We start from the raw sequence: 24388 nt of genomic DNA, 5'->3' as shown, positions 1-24388 counted from the left end.
GTAAAAAGAATAAGATGACAGAAAATGAAATTTCAGCAGTTGTTGTAGATGTTTGTTATAAAATACACGTAAAACTTGGACCGGGATTATTAGAGTCTGTTTATGAAGCTATTCTATATCACGAATTGACAAAAAAAGGACTTAATGTTGAGAGACAAAAAGTATTACCGGTTATTTGGGATCAAATACATTTAGATATTGGTTTTAGAGCTGATTTAATTGTTGAAAAGAAAGTGATTCTAGAAATTAAATCCATTGAACGACTTACTGATATCCATGCGAAACAAGTTTTGACTTATCTTAAAATTACAAAAATGAAATTAGGATTACTGGTAAATTTTAATGTTCCAATAATTAAACTTGGTATAAAAAGAGTAGTTTCAAATCTTTAGTTTTTTTAAGATTGAGAGTTTAGAAAAAAATAAAGCCGCAAAGTATTTAAAATAAAAACTTTGCGACTCCGCGACTTTGCGAGATTTTTTAGATTCTATTTACGCTCTCCAATTTGCTGACGCCACATAGCATAATACAACCCTTTTTCAACAATTAAATCCTCATGTTTACCTTGCTCAATAATTTTACCCTGTTCTAAAACAAATATTTTATCAGCATGCATTACGGTAGATAAGCGGTGTGCAATTAAAACCGTGATTCTGTTTTTGTCGGATATGTTTCGGATTGTCGCGTTGATTTCTTCTTCTGTTATAGAATCTAAAGCAGAAGTGGCTTCATCAAAAATCAATAAATTAGGGTTTCTTAAAATAGCTCGGGCAATCGATAAACGTTGTTTCTCTCCGCCTGAAACTTTAATTCCACCTTCACCAATTGTGGTGTTTAAGCCATCTTCGGCACGTTTTAGCAGTTTCTCACAACTGGCTCTTTTTAGGGCGTCGTATAAGTCTTCGTCTGTTGCAGATGGTTTGACGAATAATAAATTCTCCCGAATTGTTCCTGAGAATAGTTGCGCGTCCTGCGTTACGAAACCTAACTGTTTTCTTAAATCCAATAAATCAATTTCGGTTGAATCAATATCATTGTAAAGCACCTGACCTTCTTCCGGAGTATATAATCCAACCAATAGTTTTACCAAAGTTGTTTTTCCGGAGCCTGATGGCCCGACGAAAGCAACAGTTTGTCCTTGTTTAATTTCGAAGTTAATATTTTCTACGGCCTTGAATTTGGCTGTTTTATGTTTGAAACTAACATTAGAAAAAAGCAAGGATTGAATGATTCCAACATGCTTCGGTGTTTTTGGACGGAATTCTTTTGGAGCATTTAAAAGCACTCTGAAATTTTCCATGGAAACTTTTGTTTCGTTTAGGGCAATGATGAAATTCCCTAACTCTTGAAGCGGACCAAAAATAAAGAATGTAAAAAAGACCATGGTCAATAAATCACCCACAATAATTTTTCCTCCAAACAAGAAATAGTACAACGTAAAAACAACACAGGTTCTTAAAAAATGAACCGTAGTACCTTGTATGAAACTTAAACTTCTGATGAATCGGACTTTTTCTAATTCAAGTTGAAGAATTTTAAAAGTATTCAGGTTCAGACGTTTTTCTTCCTGATAGGTTAGACCAAGACTTTTTACAAGTTCGATGTTTCTTAAACTTTCAGTTGTAGAGCCTGCCAGAGCATTGGTTTGATTTACAATTTTCTTAGAAACGATTTTGATCTTTTTTCCCAGATAAGAACTTACCAAAGCAATAATTGGCGCCGTAACTAAAAAGATTATAGAAATACGATAATCGATTCGGGAAACATACAAAATCACGAATACAAACCCAATAATGGTTTGAAAAATTAAAGAGATTGATAGTGTAATTAATTTCTCAGAATCAGAACGTACTTTGGTCAGTTTACTTAAAGTTTCTCCACTTCGTTGGTCTTCAAATTCGGCATAAGGTAAATCGAGTGATTTCTTAATACCATCGGTATACATTTGAGCTCCTGTTCTCTGGATAACGATATTGGTGAAGTAATCCTGAAAGTTTTTGGTAATTCTTGAGATCATTGCGGCACCCAGCGAAAGCGCTAACCAGAAGGACAGAGATTTTATAAAACCAATTTCATTTCCTTTGTATTTCGCCAGTCCAACCCCGCAATCCTGCATTAATTTACCGGTAATAATAGAGTCTGATAAGCTGAAACAGATGTTTATTGTGGCCATAATTAAGGCAAAAAACAACAGTAACTTATGTTTGATTATGTATGAATAGAGTAATTTCATAGTTAGATTTAAAATTTTAGAAGTGTAAAAGTAGTGAATTGATAGATTCGCTAATCTTAATTTTGAGTATTAAAAAGCCAATTTTTTGTAAAATTATGTATGCTTAGATATAGGCGAGATTTTAGATTTTTATTTTTTGAAAGGAGCACTCAATTAGAATGGGAAATTCTTAAAGAGAGAATTGTCTTACATGGGTACGATGCTAGAAATAAAGCCTTTTTTTAAATTTCATCGGCGAATGTAATTGGTGTAATTTAGTACAAGTTTGTTTTTTAGAGAGTTAAATGATGAAATGCTTTTATTACGATTTCGGCGGATAAGATTCGTTTTTTTACTATTTAGAATGGACTGATTTTTAGTTCAAATTTATAATTTGAATGCAATACATTTGCCGAAACTATTTACCTGTAATTTGCTTAGAATGAAAAAAATATTATGCCTTTTTAGTGCTTTAGTGTTGATATTAACATCTTGCTCGAGTGATGATTCATCTTCGACTCCGTCGACTCCTTCCAATCCCTCCAATGTATCAAATGTTTTGATAAAAAAAATGATTTTAACAAATACTTCCGAAGGTGTTCATGAAATTAATTTTACTTATGATGGAAAAAAACTGGTAAAAGAAGTTGCAAGTAGCACGGGATTTTTAAACTACACAAAAAATTACTATTATACTGGAGATTTAATTACTAGATATGAGCAAATATGGGGAAAGTATAATAGTACTGTAACTGATTTAACATATGAAAATAATAAATTGAAAACGCTATTTGAAAAAAGAATTGATTTAAAAAAGGGTACCGTTTTTTTAACCAAAACAACTTATACTCATAATCTTGGTGGAACAGTTTCTTTTGTAATAGCTACGGTTGATAAAGATACCAATGAAGAAAGCGCTATAAGAAATGGCAGATTGATCTATGTTAATGGTGCTATTGTAAAAGATGAACGTTTTGATGATCCCACAGGAGTTGAATTTATAGCTATAGAATATGATAAGAGGAATAATCCTTTTAAAAATGTAGTAGGTTTTAATTTATTATTACGTTATTCAGATTTTAACTATTTGGTACATAATAAAACAAAAACGACAACAAAATCTATTTATAATTTTAGTGTAAGTTATTTTACTACCTACGACTATGATGAAAATAGTTTTCCGGTAGCTGCCAGACATGTTGATGATACAGGAGTTGAATATGCAAAAACGGAATATTTTTATTACTAAATTTTTGAACTTAACATAATTGAAGCCCAGATGCAATAACATCTGGTTTTTGTTTCTAAAAAGGCCAAGTTTTATAGGAAACAAAGCCATATAATTTAAGAAAAGAAATATCAATCTCTTCAAGCAATAAATCAATAGATTATAAATGTGAAATTATTTCTTTAGGTTTTTGCTTTGCGGTAAATAGGGGGAATAAACGCGATTCTTTTAAATTCGTTAATAATTATTGAAGTTGTTGATTGTTAGGTGGTTATTAGTTTATTGTTGTGTAAGCAATGATTTCTTGTGATTAATTAGTTTTTAGTGCTAAAAAAACGTCAGAATATATTGAGTAATTCAATTTACTTTTCTTTAAATTTGGCGTAAATATTAACTTTTAACTTTCTTTAAATGAAATTTTTTTTACTCTTCTTTAGTGCTTTAATATTAACGTTTACTTCATGTGCAAGTGATGATGCTAAATCTTCGCCTGACGAAAATTATATTTTGCCTAAAACCATTATTCTGAAAGAAATTGGTTCCCCGGTTGATCAAACGTTAACAACTAATACCTTTTCCGGAAATAAAATTGTAAGCAGTATTACAGGAAATTTCAAGATATTATATAGCTATGAAGGCAATTTAATTACCAAAGAAGAAACTTTTATTTTAGATCCAAATGCGGAAGTAAAGGAAAGAAAAACAAGGGAAATTTTGCACACTTATGAAAACGGTAAATTAAAGACCAGTATCCTGATGAGATTATTTACGGCAGCTAATCCTAATGGACAATATGCGAGCAAAATAGATTACACACACACTTCAGATAATTTGATTTCTTATGTGGAATATTCAGTAACTACCGGTACTCCGGAAGAGAAAATAGTTGATAGAGGTATTTTGACCTTTAAAGATGGGAATCTTGTAAAGTATGAACAGTATTTCATGGATTCACCAACACTTACAGGAACATTTCAATACGAATATGATACAAGTAACAATCCTTTTAAAAATGTTTTGGGTTACAGGTCATTGAAGGTTAAGACTAGCGCAGCCGGAAATAATAATGTGATAAGAGGCAGCTCGACTATTGAAAATATTGTTGACCAAACAATTTTTAGAAATACTTTTACTTACAATGACAAGGGGTATCCGATCTTAAGTATAGAAACAAAGGGATATGGTACCGAAATCGATTCGGAAACCAGATACACCTACTAAGAACATAAAATCTTAAAACATTGCAAAAACCAAATACTTCTGTATTTGGTTTTTTTATTGGTGAAAATTGGTGAAATTCGTGTTTTAATAAAATCCTATGCAATTCAGAACCCAGATCCCAATTTCGCAAACAAGTAACCCAATAGACTATACTTCTAAAATTATGTCTTTAGGTTCCTGTTTTGCAGTAAATATGGCAGAAAAACTGGATTATTTTAAATTCGATAACAGTTGTAATCCATTTGGGATTATTTTTAATCCTGTTTCGATTGAGCGGATTATAAAAAGGGTTGCGGAGCAAGAATTGTTTACCGAAAAAGAGGTTTTCTTTCATAACGAACGCTGGCATTGTTTTGAAATACATTCCGATTTAAGCGCTTCAAATAAAGAAGAATTAATTGAAAACTTAAATCAAACTCTCCAAGCAACAAAGCAGCGATTACAAGAAGCAACACACCTAATAATCACCTACGGCACTTCTTGGGTTTATCGCCATAACGAAAGCAACGAAATTGTTGCCAATTGTCACAAAGTGCCACAAAAGCAATTTTCAAAAGAACTAGTGTCGGTTGAAGTGTTACAGCAAAGTATTCAAAATACAATCGATCTGGTTTTGACTTTAAATCCAAATATCAAATTCATTTTTACCATTTCTCCGGTGCGCCACATCAAAGATGGTTTTGCAGAAAATCAATTAAGTAAATCGCATTTATTTACGGCACTTTACGCGAATCTAAAATCTAAAATCAACAATCTAAAATTAACCTATTTTCCTTCTTATGAAATTATGATGGATGAACTCCGTGATTATCGTTTTTATAACGAAGATATGTTACACCCCAACCAGATAGCAATTGATTATATCTGGGAACGATTCAGTGAAAACTTCATTGCTGAAAAAAGTATTCCGATTATGAAAGAAGTTTCAGAAATTCAAAAAGGATTAACCCATAGAAGTTTCAATCCCGAATCAGAGCAACATCAGGCTTTTTTATTAAAATTGCGTCAAAAAATAGCCGCTTTGGAGACGAAATTGCCCCATATTAAGTTTTAAAACAGGGCTTTATTTTTTTAGAAGTAGTCTTGAAATAATTATTTATCACTGAAATTTTAAAATAATTGGCTGTAATTATGTAAATTGTTGAAGTATAATTTTTACAATTTTGTATTTGAACAAATTCAGCTACGCTATTACTTAACGTGTTTTATTGACGTATGAATAAGAAACCCATTCATTTTCTAAAAAAAACACTTCGTGTACTTCTTTGGTGCATGGTTTCGGTTATTGTGTTAGTGTTACTTCTCACTATTCTAATTCAGATTCCGTCCGTTCAGAATTATGCAAAAGATAAGGCAATTACGTATCTGCAGGAAAAGATCAAAACCAAAGTTTCGTTAGACCGAATCGCGATTAATTTTCCCAAAGAAGTAGTTCTGGAAGGTTTTTATTTTGAAGACCAAAACAAAGACACTTTATTGAGTGGTAAAAGTCTTGAACTCGATATTGACTTGTTTAAATTGGTCAGTAGTGAACTCGAAATAAATGCTATTGCTCTTAAAAACACAACTGCCAATATTTCAAGAAACAAAGAAGGCGTTTTTAATTTTGATTACATCTTAAAAGCTTTCGAATCAAAGGAAGAAAAACCCGCAGATCCAAACGCTAAACCTTTTAAAATAGCAGTTGTAAAAGTAAACCTGGATCATGTCAAATTGAATTTTAAAGACGATTTTTCTAAAAATGATGTCCACGTAAAACTGACTCATTTTGATACCAAATTCAAGAAATTCGACTTAGACAAAATGGATTTTGATATTCCGAATATCAATTTAAACGGTTTTAAACTGGTGCTGAATCAGGATTTAGTAGAAAAAATAGCAGAGGTTTCTGTTAAGACGGTCGATACAATTTCAAAACGAAGTGATTTCAGTTTAAAATTAGACAAAATCAGTTTATCTAAAATTGATGTTTTATACGATAATAAAGATTCGAAATTGGCTTCAGGATTGGTTCTGGGAAATCTGAATCTGAAAGTCAATAAAATTGACATGAAAAAGCAACTGTTAGATTTTGATACTTTTCAATTAAAAAGCTTAAAAGGGAATCTGCAATTAGGAGTAAAAGACAAGCAAATAAAAACGCCCGATTTAGATACAACCGCTATTGCTCAGGCGGGCTGGAAAGTAAAACTTCAAAATATTGATGTAGAAAATGTAGCTTTTAAATTTGACGATATGCAGTCAAAATCCGTTTCGAAAGGAATTGATTACAGTCACCTTGATTTGAGTCGGTTTAATTTGAAAGCCGAGCAATTCTATTACACGACGGATACCATTTCGGGAAATATAAAAACGTTTACGATAAACGAAAAGAGCGGTTTACAACTTCAATCTTTCAAAACAGATTTCTTTTACGGTCCCAAGAATGCTTACTTGAAAAATCTATATGTAAAAACCCCGCAAACACTCTTAAAAGACGGGATAAAAGTACAATACCCGTCGATTGCAAAAGTGGCTAAGCATATCGAAACACTAAGTTTAGATGCCAATTTGAACCAATCAAAATTGGGCTTTAAAGACATTTTATTGTTTGTTCCGGATTTGCAAAAGCAGGAAATTTTCAGGAAAAACCCAAATGCAGTTTTGCTTTTGAATGCTCGTTTGAATGGAAAAGTGAATGACCTTACAATCAATCAATTTGATGTGAGCGGACTCGGAACAACCAAACTTTCACTTTCCGGAATAATCAAAGGAATGCCAAATACAGACAAAGCTTATTTCGATCTGAATATCAAAAAAATGGCAAGTTCTGCTAAAGATATAGCCTCCTTTGTGTCGAAAGGAACGATTCCGAAAAGTATTCAATTACCTTCTCAATTTAATGTGCAGGGAAAATTTAAAGGTTCTGTTCAAAATTTCAAAACCAATCTGACTTTAAACAGTAGTTTCGGAAATGCAAAAGTGGATGCCCTATTTGATCAAAGGGTAAAGAAAGCAGAAAAATATGATGCTCAGGTTTATTTATTGGATTTTGACTTAGGCAGATTAATTAAAAATGACTCGGTTGGAAAAATTACGCTTAAAGCGAAAGTCAAAGGAAAAGGTTTAGATCCGAAAACAGCACAAGCCCATTTGGACGGAATCGTTCAAAAAGCGGTGTACAATAAATATACCTATCGGGATTTAGCCTTAAATGGTGAAATAAAAAAAGGCTCTTTTGCTGTAAAAGCGGGAATGAAAGACCCTAATCTGAATTTTGAATTGGATGCAAGCGGAAGTACAAAAGAGCAATACCCATCGGGACAGATTAAATTGAACCTTGACATTGCCGATCTGGAAAAGCTAAATCTACACGCTGGCCCAATGAAACTAAGAGGAAACGTTGATGCCGATATCGCCAACAGCAATCCTGATTTTTTGAACGGAAAAGTTTTCTTGTCGAATATTCAAATCTTGCAGAATGCGACCCCAATTGTTTTGGACTCTATAAAAGTAATTGCTGTTGCAGATCAGAATCATAATAGTATCAAAATTTCATCTCAGTTTTTAAAAGCTGAAATGAATGGAAAATACAAATTGACAACGCTTTCAAATAGTCTAAAGAAATCACTTTCGAAATATATTGATTTACAAACGCCAAAGTCGAAAGCGGTTTTAGACGAACAAAATATAACGTTTAATCTGAGTGTAGAAAATGACCCGATTCTGTTTCAATTAGTTCCAAATCTGACAAGTTTAGAGCCCATTAGAATTAGCGGAAAATACAACAATGTCGTCGATTCATTAGAAATAAAAGGAACTTTTCCGAGAATTGTATATGCAGAAAATACCATTTCTGACGGGAAAATTAATATAGAAGCCAAAGAAAATGCTTTAGAATATCAAATTTCTGTGGCCTCAGTAGAAAGTAGTTCTTTGAAAATTCCGTTTACAAGTTTAGTAGGAAAAGTAGAAAACAATGTGCTATCATATGCGTTGGAAGTAAAAGACGGCAAAGAAAAACAACAGTATTTTATTGCTGGAGAATTGCAGCATGAGGCCGATAAAAATGTACTGAAATTAGAGGCCGATAACTTTGTTCTAAATTACGATAAGTGGAACATCGATCCTGAAAATGCAATAGAATTTGGAGGCAAAAGACTGTATGTAAACAAGTTTAATCTGGAGAATGCAGGGAATGAACTCAAAATACAATCCGAAGGAAATCAGGACAATGCACCATTAAAAATGGAGTTTGTAAACTTCAAAATCGAGACGATTCTGAATATGGTCAAAAAAGAAGAATTATTGATGCAGGGTTTGATTAATGGTTCTGTTTTGGCCGATAATGTAATGACAAAACCAACTTTTACTTCGGACCTAAAAATTGATGCTTTTGCTTTTAAAGGAGAACCAGTTGGTGATATTACAGTTAAAGTGGACAATAAAACCGAAAACACCTTAAATGCAAACGTAAATCTAAGCGGAGAAGGAAATGACGTGAACCTTACTGGCGATTATAAAATTGAAGAAGGCAGTTTTGATTTTGATGTAGTGCTTGATAAATTGTATTTAAAAAGCATTCAGGGGTTCAGTATGGGGAATATTAAAGATGGAACGGGGTTTTTATCAGGGAATTTCAAAATTACAGGAAATACAGCTGCACCAAGAGTTAACGGAGAACTGAATTTTAACGACACCGGCTTCAGAGTAACACAATTGAATTCATATTTTAAAATAAATAAGGAGAAAATTGCTTTTAATAATGAATCCATTTCTTTTGACAGATTCTCTCTTTTTGATGAAAATGATAATGAACTTTTTGTAGACGGAAACATCCAATCGGTAAATTTTAGAGACTTTAATTTTGATTTGCTTGTTCAGGCAGATGATTTTAGAGCCATACATTCGAAAGAAAAAGACAATGAATTGTTTTATGGAGACTTGTTTTTAAATTCAAAATTAAATATCAAAGGAGATTTGGACCATCCCGTTGTTAATGGAACAATCAAAATAAATAAAGAAACAAAATTTACGGTTGTTATGCCGCAATCAGATCCTTCTATTGCAGACAGAGAGGGAATTGTAGAGTTTGTTGACGAAGACAACAAGTATCTGAAACAAACGGTCGAATTGCAAAGTAAACTCGATCAATCGAAGTTAAAAGGAATGGATGTTAGTGTTGCAGTTGCGATAGACAAGGAAGCAGAATTTACTTTGGTTATTGATAAAGGAAACGGTGATTACCTGAAATTAAAGGGAGAAGCAGAGCTTGTTGGTGGAATTGATCCATCGGGAAAAACAACGCTGACCGGAAAGTATGAGTTTACAGACGGATCTTACGAAATGAATTTTAATGGAATCCGCCGAAAATTTGATATTAAGAAAGGAAGTTATATCGTCTGGAATGGCGAACCAACAATGGCAGACCTGAATATTACGGCCATTTATAAAGTCAACACGGCACCAATTGATTTACTCGGAAATCAATTGTCAGGCAAATCGGCGGCAGAAAAAAACACCTATAAACAAAAGCTTCCGTTTCAGACTTTATTAAAGATGAATGGAGAACTGATGAAACCCGAAATCTCTTTTGACATTGTATTGCCGGACGACAATTACGATGTCTCCTCAGATGTCGTTTCTCTTACGAAAACCAAGTTGAAACAATTGCAACAAGATCCTGCGGAACTAAATAAACAGGTTTTTGCTCTTTTATTACTGAACCGGTTTGTGGGTGAAAACCCGTTTGCAAGCGAAAGTGGCGGTACAAATGCGGGAACATTAGCGAGACAAAGTGTGAGTAAAATTCTGTCTCAGCAGCTAAACGATCTTGCGGGAGAATTGATATCAGGAGTTCAATTAGAATTTGGTTTAGAATCGACAGAAGATTATACATCGGGAACAATGCAAAACAGAACAGATCTGAATGTGGCTGTTTCTAAAAAATTGCTCAATGATCGATTGAAGGTTACTGTTGGAAGCAGTTTTGGCGTAGAAGGGCAGGAGCGTGCCAACGAAGAAAGTACCAACATAGCCGGAGACGTTGCCTTAGACTATCAACTCACAAAAGACGGACGTTATATGGTTCGTGCGTATCGAAAAAACCAATATCAGGTAGCGGTTGAAGGCCAGGTGGTAGAAACAGGTGTCGCTTTTGTTATTACGATGAGTTATAATAAATTTCGTGAACTCTTTCACCGCACTGAAGCCGAAAAGCAATTGATAAAAGAGGAAAAAGTCCGTAAAGAGAAAAGGAAGCAAAAAGAGAAAGAAGAAAAAGAAGAAAAGGAAAAAGAGAAAAACCAAATTGAAGGAAATGAGCAAAAAACATAGCTATATAGAATCCTATTTTATGAGGTATTGTGTCGTGCTGTCCTTATTTTTTGTTTTTGGATGTAGCAACACAAAATACCTGCCCGAAGGTGATTTGCTGTATACAGGTGGCACTGTAACAGTAAAAGACACTATACTTAATAAGAAAGACAGAAAAGCGCTGGAGAGTGAATTAGAAACCTTATTGCGCCCAAAGCCCAATAAACAAATACTGGGATTAAAACCCAAATTATGGTTTTATAATATTGCCGGAGACCCCAAAAAGCAAAAAGGAATTAGATATTGGCTTCGAAATAAAGTAGGGGAAGCTCCCGTGCTTTTCAGCAAAGTCGATTTAGAGTACAATGCATCCGTTTTGCGAAATTTTGCAGAAAATCGCGGTTATTTTAAGACCAGAGTAAGTACCGATTCTACTGTTAAGGATAAAAGAGTAACGGCAGAATACATCGTTATTCCTAAAAAACAATATAAAATTAAGAGCGTTACTTTCCCTCAAGATTCATCGGAAATTGCAAAAGTGATCAGCAAAACAAGTCGAAGAAGTTTGTTGAAAGTGGGTAATCCGTATGATTTAGATGTTATAAAAGCTGAGCGAGAACGAATTGATGCACGATTAAAAGAAAAGGGATACTATTATTTTAATCCGGATTATATTTTGGCTCAGGTTGACAGCAGTAAAGGCGATCATGAGGTAAAAATTAAATTGAAAATCAAAGAAGAAACCCCTGTAAAAGCAACTGTAGCTTACAAAATAGATAAGATATTGGTGTATCCGAATTATTCTTTATCCAACGATAGTGCCGTGTATCGCAAAAAAGATCGCAAACAATACAATGATTTTACGATTATTGATACTGCAGATACTTTTAAACCAAGAGTTTTTGACCGAACGATATATTTCAAAAAGGGGGATTTATACAACAGAAAGGATCATAATCTTACCTTAAATCGTTTTGTGAATTTGGGTACTTTTAATTTTGTGAAAAATGAATTCAAAGAATCAGACAGTATAAAAAACGCTTTAGATTCGTATTATTACCTGACGCTTCTGCCTAAAAAGTTTATTCGGGTTGAGGTTTTGGGCAAAACCAATTCGGCGAGTTATACCGGAACAGAGATTAATGCCAATTGGAACAACAGGAATTTCTTTCGGGGAGCAGAATTGTTTACCGTATCGGTTTTTGGTGGTGCCGATTTTCAGCTTTCCGGACAAAACAGCGGAAAAAATATTTACAAACTCGGAGCAGAAACCAGTCTGACGTGGCCGAGATTTATTACACCGTTCCGCATTGAAGGAAACAGCGAATTTGTTCCCAGAACGAAAGCCACTTTGCGATACGAATATCAAAAAAGAACCCAATTGTACGCCCTGAATTCGTTTAATACTTCGTTCGGATATTTGTGGAAAGAAAACATTCGCAAAGAACATCAGTTCAATATAGTGGATATTACCTATGTAAGTCCAAATAATGTAACACCCGAATATTTAGAGGATATTGAAGAAGATGCGTCCTTGGGAAGAGTGATCGAAAAACAATTGATTTTTGGCCCAACCTATTCGTACACCTACACCAATACCATGCAAAAGCGTAAAAAGAATACGTTTTATTTTAATGGAGAATTAGATTTAGCGGGGAATATTACGGGATTGGTAACGGGAGCCAATATCAAGAAAAACGATACGATAAAAATATTTGATGTTCCGTTTAGTCAATACGTAAAAATCAAAGCAGATTTAAGACATTATTTAAAGTTGGGTAAAGAAAGCGAACTGGCAAGCCGAATTATCCTTGGTGCCGGATTTGCTTATGGAAATTCAAATACCCTGCCTACATCCAAACAATTTGTAGTAGGGGGAACCAATAGTATTCGTGCCTTTAGAGCAAGATCGTTAGGTCCCGGAAGTTATAAGGCAGAAGTGACTTCAAGCGATTACGTACCGGATCAATCTGCCGATTTAAAACTGGAATTTAATACTGAATATCGGGCGAAACTTTTTAGCATTGTAAGAGGTGCCGTTTTTGTAGACGCAGGAAATATTTGGCTTTTAAATGCTGATCCAAATCGACCAAATGCCGAGATTACCAAAGATTTTATGAAACAAATCGCAGTAGGAGCCGGAGCCGGATTGCGTTTTGATTTATCGTTTTTAGTTTTAAGAACCGATCTTGCTTTTCCGTTAAGAATCCCATACCTACCCGAAGGCCAAAGATGGGTAATCGACGATATCAACTTTGGAAGTGGTTCCTGGAGAAAAGACAATCTGATTTTTAATATTGCTATAGGATATCCTTTTTAGCGTTTTCCCAACACGAATTAACACGAAGGTTGGTTGGTGTCTTTTAATTGGAATTGACCAATATACGCAAAGCGAGATTAGTGCAAATTAGTGCAATCCATGTCAAAGCTTTTTTCAACACGAATTACACGAATTAACACGAAGGTTGGTGTCTTTTAAATTAAAAATCCGTGAAATTGAAGGAGCAAACACAAAGAATAATTAGTGCAAATTAGTGCAATTCGTGTTAAACCTTTTTTCGCCACGAATTACACCAATTAATACAAAGATTGGTGTCTTTAAAATTGAATTTATCAAATTAAAATTTGTGAAATTGACTGCTATCCGCAAAGATTGATTAGTGTGAATTAGTGAAATTCGTGTCAAAAAAAAATAGCAACAGAAAACTTCTTAAAAAAAAGAAGTAAATTCGTCTAACTAATTTAATCGAATGCAAAACTTAATAAAGAGAATTTTAGCTGTAGCCGTAATCGTGGTCATTGTGATTTTGGCTTTTAAATATTGTGGGTTTAAAAAAGAGGAGGAGCCAGAAATCGGTTATAACACCAATTTAATTCAGCAGCAAATCTTAAATGTTGGGAAATTGGTAGTCACCGAAGGCCATTTCTCGGAAGTCATCACGTACAAAAACCAGCAAAAGTATTTGATGGATATGGTTTCTTTTGAGAAAAAAGCACTTATTGTAGTAAATGCCAATGTTACGGTAGCATATGATTTGCATCAAATGAAATACGATATCGACGAAAAAAATAAAACAATCACGATCCTGAATATTCCAAAAGAAGAAATTACAATCAATCCGGACATTCAGTTTTATGATGTGGAACAAAGTAAATTGAATCCGTTTACAGGAGACGATTACAATAAAATCAATAAATCGGTAAAGGCAAATCTGGCCAAGAAAATCGAAAAATCATCCTTAAAAACCAATGCTCAAAACAGATTGATTAGTGAGTTATCTAAGATTTTAATTTTGACTAATTCAATGGGGTGGAAACTGCAGTACAATGGGAAGGTGATTGAATCGGATAAGGATTTTAATAAGGATTTGAAATTGTAATGGTTAGCGCCGCAAAGGCTCAAAGCCGCAAAGTTTTTATTTTGCCACAGATTTAAAATGATTAAAAAAAACTTTACGATTTCGCGACTTTACGAGATTATGTAGCAGTTAGTGCCACAAAGGCACAAAGCCGCAAAGTTTTTATTTTGCCACAGATTAAAAGGATTAAAAAAAGCTTTGCGATTTCGCGACTTTGCGTGATTATGTAACGGTTAGTGCCGCAAAGGCTCAAAGCCGCAAAGTTTTTATTTTGCCACAGATTAAAAGGATTAAAAAAAAACTTTACGATTTCGCGACTTTGCGAGATTATGTAACGGTTAGCGCCGCAAAGGCACAAAGCCGCAAAGTTTTTATTATGCCATAGATTAAAAGGATTAAAAAAACTTTGCGATTTCGCGACTTTGCGAGATTAAAAAAACCGCAGTAAAGAAAAAAACTTAGTGCCTTAGCGCCTTAGCGGCAAAACCCCTAAACAGCTTCCTTATCAAAAATCAAATCCAAACCACCCGAAATCAAATGTGCTACTTCTGCACGTTTTGTTTTCAACTGATCCAGGTGTACTAAAATTTCCTGTAAAAGCTGTGTTTCGTCTGAATCTTTCAAAAGCTCCGCAATTTCAACAGAAAGCAACCAATCGTTTGAATGGTTTTCTTTTAGTTTTTCAAATACAAATTTCAATTCTACTTTAGAATTTTTATTTTCTCTAATGGTACGTACTGTTTGATATAGCGCTTCTAAGTCATCGCGTTCGTCAGTCTGTACGGCTTTAATAGTGGTTGTTTTTGGAACATTATTGATCAAGTCAAAACTATTTACATCAGCTGGGCCTGAAAATGCCGAAACCACTTTTTTACCAATTGCCATATCGTAATTACCCCATTCCGGACGGAACAAAACTTCCTCTCCATGGGTTACGGTACAATTTCTAAAACTGATTAAAATAATCTCTCCGTGCAGGTTTCTGGAGCCGGTGATGATTTCACCCTCAACAATAATGTTGCCTTCAAATTCAAGTCTTACAGCTTCATTTTCAACGATGCTATAGGCTTGTAAATCTTTAGGACTCATGTCTTCAATGGCTAAATTGAAGCCTTTTAGTTTTCCAATCGGGCTTCCAAATCCATCAGGATGAGTTAGCGTTCCGTGGCCTACTAATTCTTTTTCGCGGTAAGACAAAGCCGTTTTTCCGGTTGCCTGAATGTAAACCGGTTTTCCTTCGTCTTCAATCACTTTGGTAAACACTCCCGAAATCTGTAGACCAGTACTCAATTCGATAGTCCCTAAAGCATTCGAATGGATTAGTTTATTGATTCCCGAAAGACCTCCCGTACGTAAAGCCATTTTATTGGCAAATTCCTCTAAAATCAAACTTAAATACGAGAAATTTGGGGTTACATACAATTGCGGTTGCAATTGTGTAATATCAAAATTCTGATTGGCAGCCGAGATATCGTAAGGAATTTTCTTTACGTTATCGGTCATACACCAAGCGCTCTCTCCAATGGAAGAAAGTAATCCGGCGCCATATATTTTTGGATTTTCAACAGTACCAATCAAGCCATATTCAACCGTCCACCAATGCAGGTTTCTGATTTGGGCCATTTCAGATAATTCGCCCATATTGTTTTGTAAATCGGCAACCGCTTTCTCCGCTTCTTCAATTTTGTCCTGAGGAGTATCTTCAGCTTCTTTCAAAATCGAAAGTAATCGAATCGCTTCGTACATCTGATAATCTTTGTGAGAAGAAATCGCTTTACAGCCAATTTCTCCAAAACGACGCAGGTATTCTGCATATTCCGGATTGGCAATAATAGGTGCGTGGCCGGCACCTTCGTGAATAATATCCGGTGCAGGAGTATATTCGATATGTTCTAATTGTCTGATATCTGATGCAATAACCAAAACGTTATACGCCTGAAATTCCATAAAGGCGTTAGGCGGAATGAATCCGTCAACCGCAACGGCAGCCCAGCCAATTTCAGTGAGAATACGGTTCATACCGTACATACTTGGAATAGAATCTACTTCAATTCCAGTTTTTCTTAGTCCGTCTAAATACGAATGATGGGCAACTTTAGACAGATAATCTACATTTTTACGCATCACATAACGCCAAACTGCCTGATTGATAGGTGTGTAATCGCTATAGTCCTGAGGTTTAATAAATTGCTTTAAATGTTTAGGCAATCGCTCTAATAAAGGATTTGTTTCAATAGTTGGGTTCATTTCGAAAACGTTGTAGTTTGAAATGTAAAATTACGAATTTACAGTGCGTTTTTTGGCATTCGTTACAACTTTTTGTACAAAATTATTTATTGCTGTTTTTTGTGAAAGCTCTCTCAACCAGGATGGGAGGAGAATTGGGTCTTTTTTGGAATGAAGAATCCGTGTCTTTAGTTTTTTATCAGCCACAAATTCACGAATCTTTTACTAAACTATAATTCGTGAATTTGTTTCGTTTGGCTGAAGTCTAATTTTTTTGCTGTGCTTCTAAATTTCTGAAGTATTCAATTTTGTAATTGAACATGTAAGCCATATTGGCCGCACGGACTTTTGCCTCTTCAGCTAATTTTCCGGCAAATAAAAAATCTACTGTTGTGGTGAAAATCTCCATCCAACGGTCAAAATGTGCTTGATCTATAGGTAATTGTTTGTGTGGCGGAAACGGACTTCCGGAATAAGTGTGTTCTTCTAATAAAATAGTTTGCCAAAAGGAATACATTTTTTCCAGATGCTCCGGCCATCGTCCTAACATTTTTTGATTAAAAATAGGCCCAATTAAATCATCATCCTGCACTTTTGCATAAAAAGTATTTACTAAAAGTTTAATATCGCCTAAGCTTGAAATATCTTGAGTTGCCATGTTTATAAAAGTAAAATTCGCCTGCAAAAATACAATATAACTAAGGGTTTGCTTTCTGATATTTATCATTTAACGTTGTTTTTAACCAATTAACTGTGTAAATAAATCCTGATTGTCATTCAAATATTGAAATTCAAAGCCATTTGCAGTCATATTCCATTTGATGGACATAATATCTTTTTTGTTTTTTAATTCTAAACCAACAACAACAGACCCTACTTCACGGTTGTTTTTTTTGTGAAACTGGAAATAAGTGATATCATCATCCGGTCCAAGAATGTTATTTACAAACTCTTTTAAAGCTCCGGGGCGCTGCGGAAATTGAATCATGAAATAATGCATCAATCCTTCGTAGAGTAAAGAACGTTCTTTTATTTCGGCCGTTCTTTCGATGTCGTTATTGCTTCCACTTACGACACAGACTACATTTTTGTTTTTTATTTTGTCTTTATAAAAATCTAAAGCTGCGATAGTCAAAGCCCCTGCAGGTTCAACAACCATAGCTTCTTCATTGTATAATCTTAAAATGGTAGTGCAGACTTTTCCTTCCGGGACCAGAATGATATCGTCCAGATTTTTGCGACAGATCTCAAAAGTAAGATCACCAACTTGTTTGACAGCGGCACCGTCAACAAATTTATCAATCGTTTTTAATGCTGTGTTTTTATCTTCCTTAATTGAATTTTTCATTGATGGAGCTCCCTGAGGTTCAACGCCTATAATTTTGGTATCAGGACTCAAATGTTTAAAAACCTCGGATAAACCGGAAGCCAATCCGCCACCGCCAATGGGTACAAAGACATAATCTATCGGTTTTTTATAATGGTCGAGAATTTCCAGTCCAACCGTTCCCTGACCCGCGATCACTTTCAAATCATCAAAAGGATGGATGAAGGTTTTGTGGTTTTCCAGTGCATCAGCTGTGGCAGAGGCGTAAGCATCATCAAAAGTATCGCCGATAAGAACAATTTCAACAAACGATTTCCCGAATAATTGTACTTGTTTTACTTTTTGCTTTGGCGTTGTTTTGGGCATGTAAATTTTGCCTTTTATATGCAGTAAGTTGCAGGAGTAAGCAACGCCCTGCGCATGATTTCCGGCACTGGCACATACAATTCCTGTTGCTTTTTCAGGATCGCTTAACGAAGATATTTTGTTGTAAGCCCCTCTGATTTTGTACGACCGGACAATTTGTAAATCTTCTCTTTTTAATAAAATAGTAGCTTTAAATTCTTCTGAAAGATTCAAATTTTGAGTCAGTGGGGTAGCGGCAACTACATTTTCGAGTTGTTTTTTGGCGGCAAGTACTTCGTTAAATAGGTCCATGTTTTTTGTTTTATTCTTTGCCACAGATTAAAATGATTAGAAAGATTTAATCTATGCGAATCTGTGAAATCTGTGACAAAAATTAGCTGTATTTAAATTATTTAAAATAAAAAAACCTCCCGATTTGGGAGGTTTCATAAAATTGTATTTGTTTACTTCTTTATATAACACCTCGCCATTATCGCTGAATAGCAATAATGTTAATAATAGCGATACTAATGTTATTTAAATTCGTCATTTTTTAATTGTCTGAAAAACAAATGTATTAATTATTTTTTTATCTGCGTGTACTGAATTGTAATTTTAGTTGTAAATCTGGATTCTGTTCCAACAGGTAGCAGTAAGCATTTCATTAAATAGATCCATTTTTTTGTTTTATTTTTTACCACAGATTAAAATGATTAGAATGATTTAATCTGTGTGAATCTATGAAATCTGTGGCAAAAATTAGCTGTATTTAAATTATTTAAAATAAAAAAAACCTCCCGATTTGGGAGGCTTCATAAAATTGTATTTATTATTTATTTACTTTTTTAACGGAGGATATTGAGCTAAAATTTTAGAAACAAACTCGGTTACTTTTTCGTCTTTTTTGTCCACGTTTTTAGTCAGCGTTCCAATACCTTCACCTTGCCAGATCATTTCTTTCTTTTTGGCATCGATCAAATCAATATATAAAGTACCTTCTGTAGAAGTAGAAACTGTAGTTTGTCCTCCGTACATCATGTAAGGATTCCAACCCCAGCCCCAGCCGTAACCCCAGCCAGCACTAAATTGATTTACATTTACCTGTTCTCTTGCTTTAGTAAAAATGTTTACTAATACATCCGGATTGTCACTTTTAGTAAAACCTTTGGCCAGCATTTGCTCGTCTATGGCACGTAGTATACGTCTTTTATCCAAATCAGATATTTCAACCTTATCAATTCCGGGCTTAAAAAAAGCATACGTTTTATAAGGTGTGAAATCTACGTTTTTATCATAATCAGAATAAACACTAACGGTACTGCAAGAGGTTAGTATTAAAAGCAGAAAAATCGGTACTAATTTGAATGTTTTCATATTTATAAAATTTTAATGTTCTAATTTTAAAATAAGAAACTCTAGATTAAAGCAGACTTTCGTCAACAATATTAGGTAAAGTAACTTTTAATAAAGGCTGAACTTCCATGGCTCTTTTTATTGCAAAAATTGCCTCGTCATTTCGAGCCCAGCTTCGTCTTGAGATTCCGTTGTTAACATCCCAAAAAAGCATTGATGCTAAACGTTTTGAAGCCTCTTTAGAACCATCAAGAACCATACCAAACCCACCATTTATAACCTCTCCCCAGCCAACTCCACCTCCATTGTGAATAGAAACCCAGGTTGCTCCTCTGAAACTGTCTCCAATCACATTTTGAATGGCCATATCAGCTGTAAAGCGAGAACCATCGTAGATATTTGAAGTCTCACGGTACGGAGAATCGGTTCCTGAAACGTCATGATGATCACGTCCTAAAACGACAGTACCAATTTCACCTCTGGCAATTGCCTGATTAAATGCTTCTGCAATTTTAATACGACCTTCAGCATCTGCATATAGAATACGGGCTTGTGAACCTACCACTAATTTGTTTTCCTGCGCTCCTTTAATCCATTTGATATTATCCTGCATTTGTTGCTGAATTTCATCCGGAGCAGTTTTAGCCATTTCTTCTAAAACCTCAGAAGCAATAGTATCTGTTTTTTGTAAATCTTCCGGTTTTCCAGAGGTACAAACCCATCTGAAAGGGCCAAATCCATAATCAAAACACATTGGTCCCATAATATCCTGAACATAACTCGGGTATTTAAAATCGATGTTGTTTTCAGCCATTACATCAGCACCGGCACGGGAAGCTTCTAATAAGAAAGCATTTCCGTAATCAAAAAAGTAAGTTCCTTTTGCGGTGTGTTTGTTGATTGCTGCTGCGTGGCGGCGTAATGTTTCTTGTACTTTTTCTTTGAATAATTCAGGATTATTAGCCATCATATCATTAGCTTCTTCAAATGAAATTCCAACCGGATAATAACCACCGGCCCATGGATTATGAAGCGAAGTTTGGTCAGAACCCAAATCGATTTTGATGTTTTCTTTATCGAAACACTCCCAAACGTCAACCACATTTCCTAAATAAGCAATAGAAACCACTTCTTTATTGGCTTTTGCTGTATGTACCCTTTTTACCAATTCTTCGGTTGAAGTTACAATTTCATTAATCCAGCCTTGTTCGTGACGGATTTTAGTGATTTTAGGATTTACTTCGGCACAAACAGTAATACAGCCTGCAATATTTCCTGCTTTTGGCTGTGCACCACTCATACCACCAAGACCTGATGTTACGAATAAATTGCCTTCCGGATTTTGTTTTATTTTTCTAAAACCATTTAAAACGGTAATGGTAGTTCCGTGTACAATTCCCTGTGGCCCAATGTACATATAACTTCCGGCTGTCATTTGTCCGTATTGTGAAACACCCAAGGCATTCATTTTCTCCCAATCGTCAGGTTTTGAGTAATTCGGAATTACCATTCCGTTCGTAACGACCACTCTTGGTGCTTCAGTATGCGAAGGGAATAAACCCATCGGATGTCCTGAATACATTGTTAAAGTTTGTTCGTCTGTCATTTCAGACAAGTACTGCATAGTCAATAAATATTGGGCCCAGTTCTGAAAAACAGCTCCGTTACCGCCATAGGTAATTAACTCATGCGGATGTTGCGCCACAGCATAATCCAGATTGTTCTGAATCATGTGCATAATCGCTTTTGCTTGTACTGATTTTCCCGGATATTCGTCGATTGGTCGGGCGTACATTCTGTAATCCGGACGCAGACGATACATATAAATACGACCGTATGTTTCTAATTCTTCAGAGAATTCAGGAATTAATTCGGCGTGGTGTTTTGGATCAAAATAACGTAAAGCGTTCTTTAAAGCCAGTTTTTTTTCTTCAACAGAAAGAATTTCTTTTCGTTTTGGCGCATGGTTAATCGCTAAATCGTATTCTTTTTTTGAGGGTAATATAGAAGGAATTCCTTGTTGTATTTGTTCTTGAAAAGTCATTGTTTTTTGAGGTTCTAAGTTGCTAAGATTCGGAGTTGCTAAAGTCCTAATAAAGACTAATAAGCAGCTCTCAATTTTTTAATTTACATATTTTAAATTAAAAAAAAAGCTAGGGATAACGAATATCCGACCTGTGATAGGATTTGTGGATCTTAATCCTAAATTTCCGCAAGAGAATATCCATGTAATTATTTTAGGTTGTTGATTTTAGATTTTAGATTGCTGATTTTTAATTATCAAATTGTCTAATTGACACATTTTCTAATTGTCACATTACCTCATTTTTTTAATTTCACCTGTTCGCTTGTCATATCCGTAGGGACAATGGCGGCAGCCGCTTTTACAGCAATAACCACGTTTTAGATGGTGTTTTTCGGTAAAGCATTTGTAACCTTCGGGTGTGTAATAAAAATCTTCACCCTCGATTAATTTATTTTCATTACTTTGCTCTTTCATAATCCTGTTTAGACGCAATGTTTATTTGTTTTTTTATTAAAGCCCTATTTCGATTATGGTTTTAATGAAAACAAACAATTTTGCCTTTACAAATTTATAAATTTTACAGCTAATGTTTCTGATTGTTGCTAAATATTTAATTCCGAATGGATATCGCGGCATGGCTGTATTTCCATTCGTTATTGTTAAATATAATTTGGATAAAGGAAACAAGGTTTTTTTAAATCATGAAAAAATTCATTTGCGACAGCAATTAGAAATGCTTGTTATCCCTTTTTTTGTCTGGTATTTTTTAGAATATTTAGTACGCTTAATTCAATACAAAAATGCAGAAAAGGCTTATCGAAATATTAGTTTTGAAAGAGAAGCCTATGCCAACGAAACCGACTTGAGATATTTAAAAACCCGTTCCTTTTTTCAATTTTGGAACTACTTAACTTTAAAATAAAAATAGATTTTGAACCAACAAATTCATATCGATCTTCCCAATCATATTTCTTTGACGATAAAACGCGAAGACTTACTCCATCCGTTTGTTTCCGGAAATAAATTTAGAAAATTAAAATACAATTTACTTCAGGCAAAAGCCGAGAATCAAGAAACAGTATTGACTTTTGGTGGTGCTTTTTCTAATCATATTGCTGCGGTTGCTTATGCCGGAAAAGAGCAGGGTTTTAAAACAATCGGAGTGATTCGCGGAGAAGAACTTTTGGATAAAATAGATGGAAATCCAACTTTAAGATTTGCTCAGGAAAACGGAATGCAATTTGAATTTGTTTCCAGAGAAGATTACCGGCTTAAGAATGAAATTTCTTTCTTAGAAAATTTAAAACAGCAATTTGGCGACTTCTATCTGGTGCCCGAAGGTGGTACAAATGAATTGGCTGTAAAGGGCTGTGAAGAGATTTTAACCGCCGAAGATGCCGATTTTAATTACGTTTGTTGTGCCGTTGGAACAGGTGGAACAATTTCGGGATTGATAAATAGTGCCTTTCCAAATCAGAAAATTTTAGGGTTTCCAGCGTTAAAAGGTGACTTTTTAATGGATGAAATTCGTATTTTTGTCAAAAATGAGAACTGGAGTTTGATTTCTGACTATCATTTTGGAGGATATGGCAAGATAAATTTGGAATTAGTTGAATTTATTAATGCTTTTTTTGAAGAAAATAAAGTGCCTTTAGATCCGGTTTATACAGGAAAGATGGTTTTTGGCGTTATAGATATGATCCATAAAAACTATTTTCCTGCGCATTCAAAAATTTTACTCATTCACACCGGAGGACTACAGGGAATTGATGGAATGAATTTAAAGTTGAAGCAGAAAAAATTACCAATACTAAAAACGAATGTTTAAGAAAATAATAATACTCTTTCTGATTGCAGCATTGGCAAGCTGTTCTTCCAGCAAACCTGCTATTGCAACAACTAAAAAAGCAGCAGCAATTCAGAAACCCAGAACCGCTTCGACAAGAAAAACGGCTAATTCTAAACCAGTAGCCAAAAATCCTTCTAAAAATAATACAAGCGAAGTCATTCAGTCTACTTCAAAAACCGTTGTTACCAGTGATCTAATCAATAATTATGTGTTGCAATACAAGGATATTGCGGTAGGTAATATGCAGAAATATGGTATTCCTGCCAGTATTATTTTGGCACAAGGAATTTTAGAATCGGGTGCAGGAAGAGGCGATCTGGCTTTGGAGGCTAATAATCATTTTGGAATAAAATGCCATAAAGACTGGGTGGGAGATAGTGTTCGTCATGACGATGATTCGGCTCAGGAATGTTTCAGGAAATATACAGAAGCTTCAGAATCGTACCGGGATCATGCTTTGTTTTTAGTTGGAAAAAATAGATACGCTACCTTATTTACTTACGAAAAAGACGATTATAAAGCCTGGGCAAAAGGATTACGAGCAGCGGGTTACGCCACAGATCCTAATTATCCCGATAAATTAATTAGTTATATCGAGCGTTACAATCTGCATCAGTACGATTGTCAGGTTACCGGAAAAGCATATACGCCTTATAATAAATCGGCTCCGGTGAGAACTTCTTCTACCAATACAAGTTCTAGTCCCAACTCTAATTCCAATTCCAATTCCAATGATCCTTCGTTATATGAAGTACAAAAAGGAGATACTTTGTATTCGATTTCCAAAAAATTCAATTTAATGGTGGAGGATTTGAAGCAGAAAAATAATCTTACTGATAATGCGCTTTCTATTGGGCAGAAGTTGAGAGTTAGGTAGTTTTTTAGTCTCGGTCTCGGTCTCCGTTTTCAGTTGGGTTGGAAACATTAAAAAAATCTAAAATCTAAATT

The 24388-nt window shown here is 34.6% G+C and carries 17 protein-coding genes; 10 read left to right on the top strand and 7 right to left on the bottom strand.

Features of this window, described 5'->3' with window-relative positions; all coding sequences use genetic code 11:
* The first annotated feature begins 14 nt into the window (after window positions 1–14).
* Window positions 15–392, top strand: coding sequence for a GxxExxY protein (locus AB674_RS15295; protein WP_047777983.1), 378 nt, complete (start codon window positions 15–17; stop codon window positions 390–392).
* A 95-nt stretch (window positions 393–487) separates the two neighbouring features.
* Here the strand turns inward: AB674_RS15295 and AB674_RS15290 are convergent, their stop codons facing one another.
* Window positions 488–2233 (bottom strand): ABC transporter ATP-binding protein, encoded by a 1746-nt coding sequence (locus AB674_RS15290; protein ID WP_047777981.1) that lies wholly within the window; start codon window positions 2231–2233, stop codon window positions 488–490.
* Window positions 2234–2654: 421 nt separating this feature from the next.
* Between AB674_RS15290 and AB674_RS15285 the strand changes: the two genes are divergently transcribed.
* The 6 genes from AB674_RS15285 (at window position 2655) to AB674_RS15260 (ending at window position 14335) form a co-directional block, all read left to right on the top strand.
* Window positions 2655–3461 (top strand): hypothetical protein, encoded by an 807-nt coding sequence (locus tag AB674_RS15285; protein WP_131701550.1) that lies wholly within the window; start codon window positions 2655–2657, stop codon window positions 3459–3461.
* Between the two features lie 390 nt (window positions 3462–3851).
* Window positions 3852–4661 (top strand): hypothetical protein, encoded by an 810-nt coding sequence (locus AB674_RS15280; protein WP_047777978.1) that lies wholly within the window; start codon window positions 3852–3854, stop codon window positions 4659–4661.
* Window positions 4662–4758: 97 nt separating this feature from the next.
* Window positions 4759–5715 (top strand): GSCFA domain-containing protein, encoded by a 957-nt coding sequence (locus tag AB674_RS15275; RefSeq protein ID WP_047777976.1) that lies wholly within the window; start codon window positions 4759–4761, stop codon window positions 5713–5715.
* Between the two features lie 161 nt (window positions 5716–5876).
* Window positions 5877–10976, top strand: coding sequence for a translocation/assembly module TamB (locus tag AB674_RS15270; RefSeq protein WP_047777975.1), 5100 nt, complete (start codon window positions 5877–5879; stop codon window positions 10974–10976).
* Complete coding sequence (locus AB674_RS15265; protein ID WP_047777974.1) at window positions 10960–13275, top strand: BamA/TamA family outer membrane protein; 2316 nt, start codon at window positions 10960–10962, stop codon at window positions 13273–13275. Before AB674_RS15270 ends, AB674_RS15265 begins: the two co-directional genes overlap by 17 nt.
* 430 nt (window positions 13276–13705) lie before the next feature.
* Entirely contained in the window at window positions 13706–14335 is a 630-nt protein-coding gene (locus tag AB674_RS15260; protein ID WP_047777972.1) for a DUF4230 domain-containing protein, read from the top strand.
* Between the two features lie 468 nt (window positions 14336–14803).
* Here the strand turns inward: AB674_RS15260 and AB674_RS15255 are convergent, their stop codons facing one another.
* The 6 genes from AB674_RS15255 to AB674_RS22235 all read right to left on the bottom strand — a co-directional run bounded on the left by AB674_RS15255 (window position 14804) and on the right by AB674_RS22235 (window position 22065).
* Entirely contained in the window at window positions 14804–16561 is a 1758-nt protein-coding gene (locus AB674_RS15255) for an aromatic amino acid hydroxylase (RefSeq protein ID WP_047777970.1), read from the bottom strand.
* A gap of 244 nt (window positions 16562–16805) precedes the next feature.
* Entirely contained in the window at window positions 16806–17198 is a 393-nt protein-coding gene (locus AB674_RS15250) for a group III truncated hemoglobin (protein ID WP_047778025.1), read from the bottom strand.
* An 81-nt stretch (window positions 17199–17279) separates the two neighbouring features.
* Window positions 17280–18524 (bottom strand): threonine ammonia-lyase IlvA, encoded by a 1245-nt coding sequence (ilvA, locus tag AB674_RS15245; protein ID WP_047777968.1) that lies wholly within the window; start codon window positions 18522–18524, stop codon window positions 17280–17282.
* A gap of 525 nt (window positions 18525–19049) precedes the next feature.
* Window positions 19050–19586 (bottom strand): DUF4136 domain-containing protein, encoded by a 537-nt coding sequence (locus AB674_RS15240; RefSeq protein WP_047777967.1) that lies wholly within the window; start codon window positions 19584–19586, stop codon window positions 19050–19052.
* 46 nt (window positions 19587–19632) lie between these two features.
* Window positions 19633–21609, bottom strand: coding sequence for a urocanate hydratase (locus tag AB674_RS15235; RefSeq protein ID WP_047777965.1), 1977 nt, complete (start codon window positions 21607–21609; stop codon window positions 19633–19635).
* A gap of 273 nt (window positions 21610–21882) precedes the next feature.
* The gene (locus AB674_RS22235; protein WP_082210652.1) at window positions 21883–22065 is read right to left on the bottom strand and encodes a DUF5522 domain-containing protein; all 183 of its coding nucleotides are present in this window, start codon (window positions 22063–22065) and stop codon (window positions 21883–21885) included.
* Between the two features lie 112 nt (window positions 22066–22177).
* On the opposite strand from AB674_RS22235, the gene AB674_RS15230 reads away from it, so the two are divergent.
* From AB674_RS15230 to AB674_RS15220, 3 genes are read left to right on the top strand one after another with little or no spacing between them, the layout of a single operon-like run.
* Window positions 22178–22513 (top strand): hypothetical protein, encoded by a 336-nt coding sequence (locus AB674_RS15230; protein ID WP_047777964.1) that lies wholly within the window; start codon window positions 22178–22180, stop codon window positions 22511–22513.
* Between the two features lie 9 nt (window positions 22514–22522).
* Window positions 22523–23419, top strand: coding sequence for a 1-aminocyclopropane-1-carboxylate deaminase/D-cysteine desulfhydrase (locus tag AB674_RS15225; RefSeq protein ID WP_117610347.1), 897 nt, complete (start codon window positions 22523–22525; stop codon window positions 23417–23419).
* A complete protein-coding gene (locus AB674_RS15220) occupies window positions 23412–24317 on the top strand; it encodes a glucosaminidase domain-containing protein (protein WP_047777960.1) in 906 nt (301 codons plus the stop codon). Before AB674_RS15225 ends, AB674_RS15220 begins: the two co-directional genes overlap by 8 nt.
* Window positions 24318–24388: the final 71 nt, after the last annotated feature.

This window comes from Flavobacterium sp. ABG (assembly GCF_001027725.1).
In the GTDB taxonomy this organism is placed as follows: Bacteria; Bacteroidota; Bacteroidia; order Flavobacteriales; family Flavobacteriaceae; genus Flavobacterium; species Flavobacterium cupriresistens.
This window is presented reverse-complemented; position numbering and strand designations above follow the sequence as displayed.

Coding starts and splice junctions, on each gene's coding strand:
- AB674_RS22235 (WP_082210652.1), bottom strand. CDS start 22,065: ATGAAAGAGCAAAGTAATGAAAATAAATTAATCGAGGGTGAAGATTTT.
- AB674_RS15250 (WP_047778025.1), bottom strand. CDS start 17,198: ATGGCAACTCAAGATATTTCAAGCTTAGGCGATATTAAACTTTTAGTA.
- AB674_RS15260 (WP_047777972.1), top strand. CDS start 13,706: ATGCAAAACTTAATAAAGAGAATTTTAGCTGTAGCCGTAATCGTGGTC.
- AB674_RS15275 (WP_047777976.1), top strand. CDS start 4,759: ATGCAATTCAGAACCCAGATCCCAATTTCGCAAACAAGTAACCCAATA.
- AB674_RS15265 (WP_047777974.1), top strand. CDS start 10,960: ATGAGCAAAAAACATAGCTATATAGAATCCTATTTTATGAGGTATTGT.
- ilvA (WP_047777968.1), bottom strand. CDS start 18,524: ATGGACCTATTTAACGAAGTACTTGCCGCCAAAAAACAACTCGAAAAT.
- AB674_RS15280 (WP_047777978.1), top strand. CDS start 3,852: ATGAAATTTTTTTTACTCTTCTTTAGTGCTTTAATATTAACGTTTACT.
- AB674_RS15270 (WP_047777975.1), top strand. CDS start 5,877: ATGAATAAGAAACCCATTCATTTTCTAAAAAAAACACTTCGTGTACTT.
- AB674_RS15235 (WP_047777965.1), bottom strand. CDS start 21,609: ATGACTTTTCAAGAACAAATACAACAAGGAATTCCTTCTATATTACCC.
- AB674_RS15230 (WP_047777964.1), top strand. CDS start 22,178: ATGTTTCTGATTGTTGCTAAATATTTAATTCCGAATGGATATCGCGGC.
- AB674_RS15285 (WP_131701550.1), top strand. CDS start 2,655: ATGAAAAAAATATTATGCCTTTTTAGTGCTTTAGTGTTGATATTAACA.
- AB674_RS15290 (WP_047777981.1), bottom strand. CDS start 2,233: ATGAAATTACTCTATTCATACATAATCAAACATAAGTTACTGTTGTTT.
- AB674_RS15255 (WP_047777970.1), bottom strand. CDS start 16,561: ATGAACCCAACTATTGAAACAAATCCTTTATTAGAGCGATTGCCTAAA.
- AB674_RS15295 (WP_047777983.1), top strand. CDS start 15: ATGACAGAAAATGAAATTTCAGCAGTTGTTGTAGATGTTTGTTATAAA.
- AB674_RS15220 (WP_047777960.1), top strand. CDS start 23,412: ATGTTTAAGAAAATAATAATACTCTTTCTGATTGCAGCATTGGCAAGC.
- AB674_RS15240 (WP_047777967.1), bottom strand. CDS start 19,586: ATGAAAACATTCAAATTAGTACCGATTTTTCTGCTTTTAATACTAACC.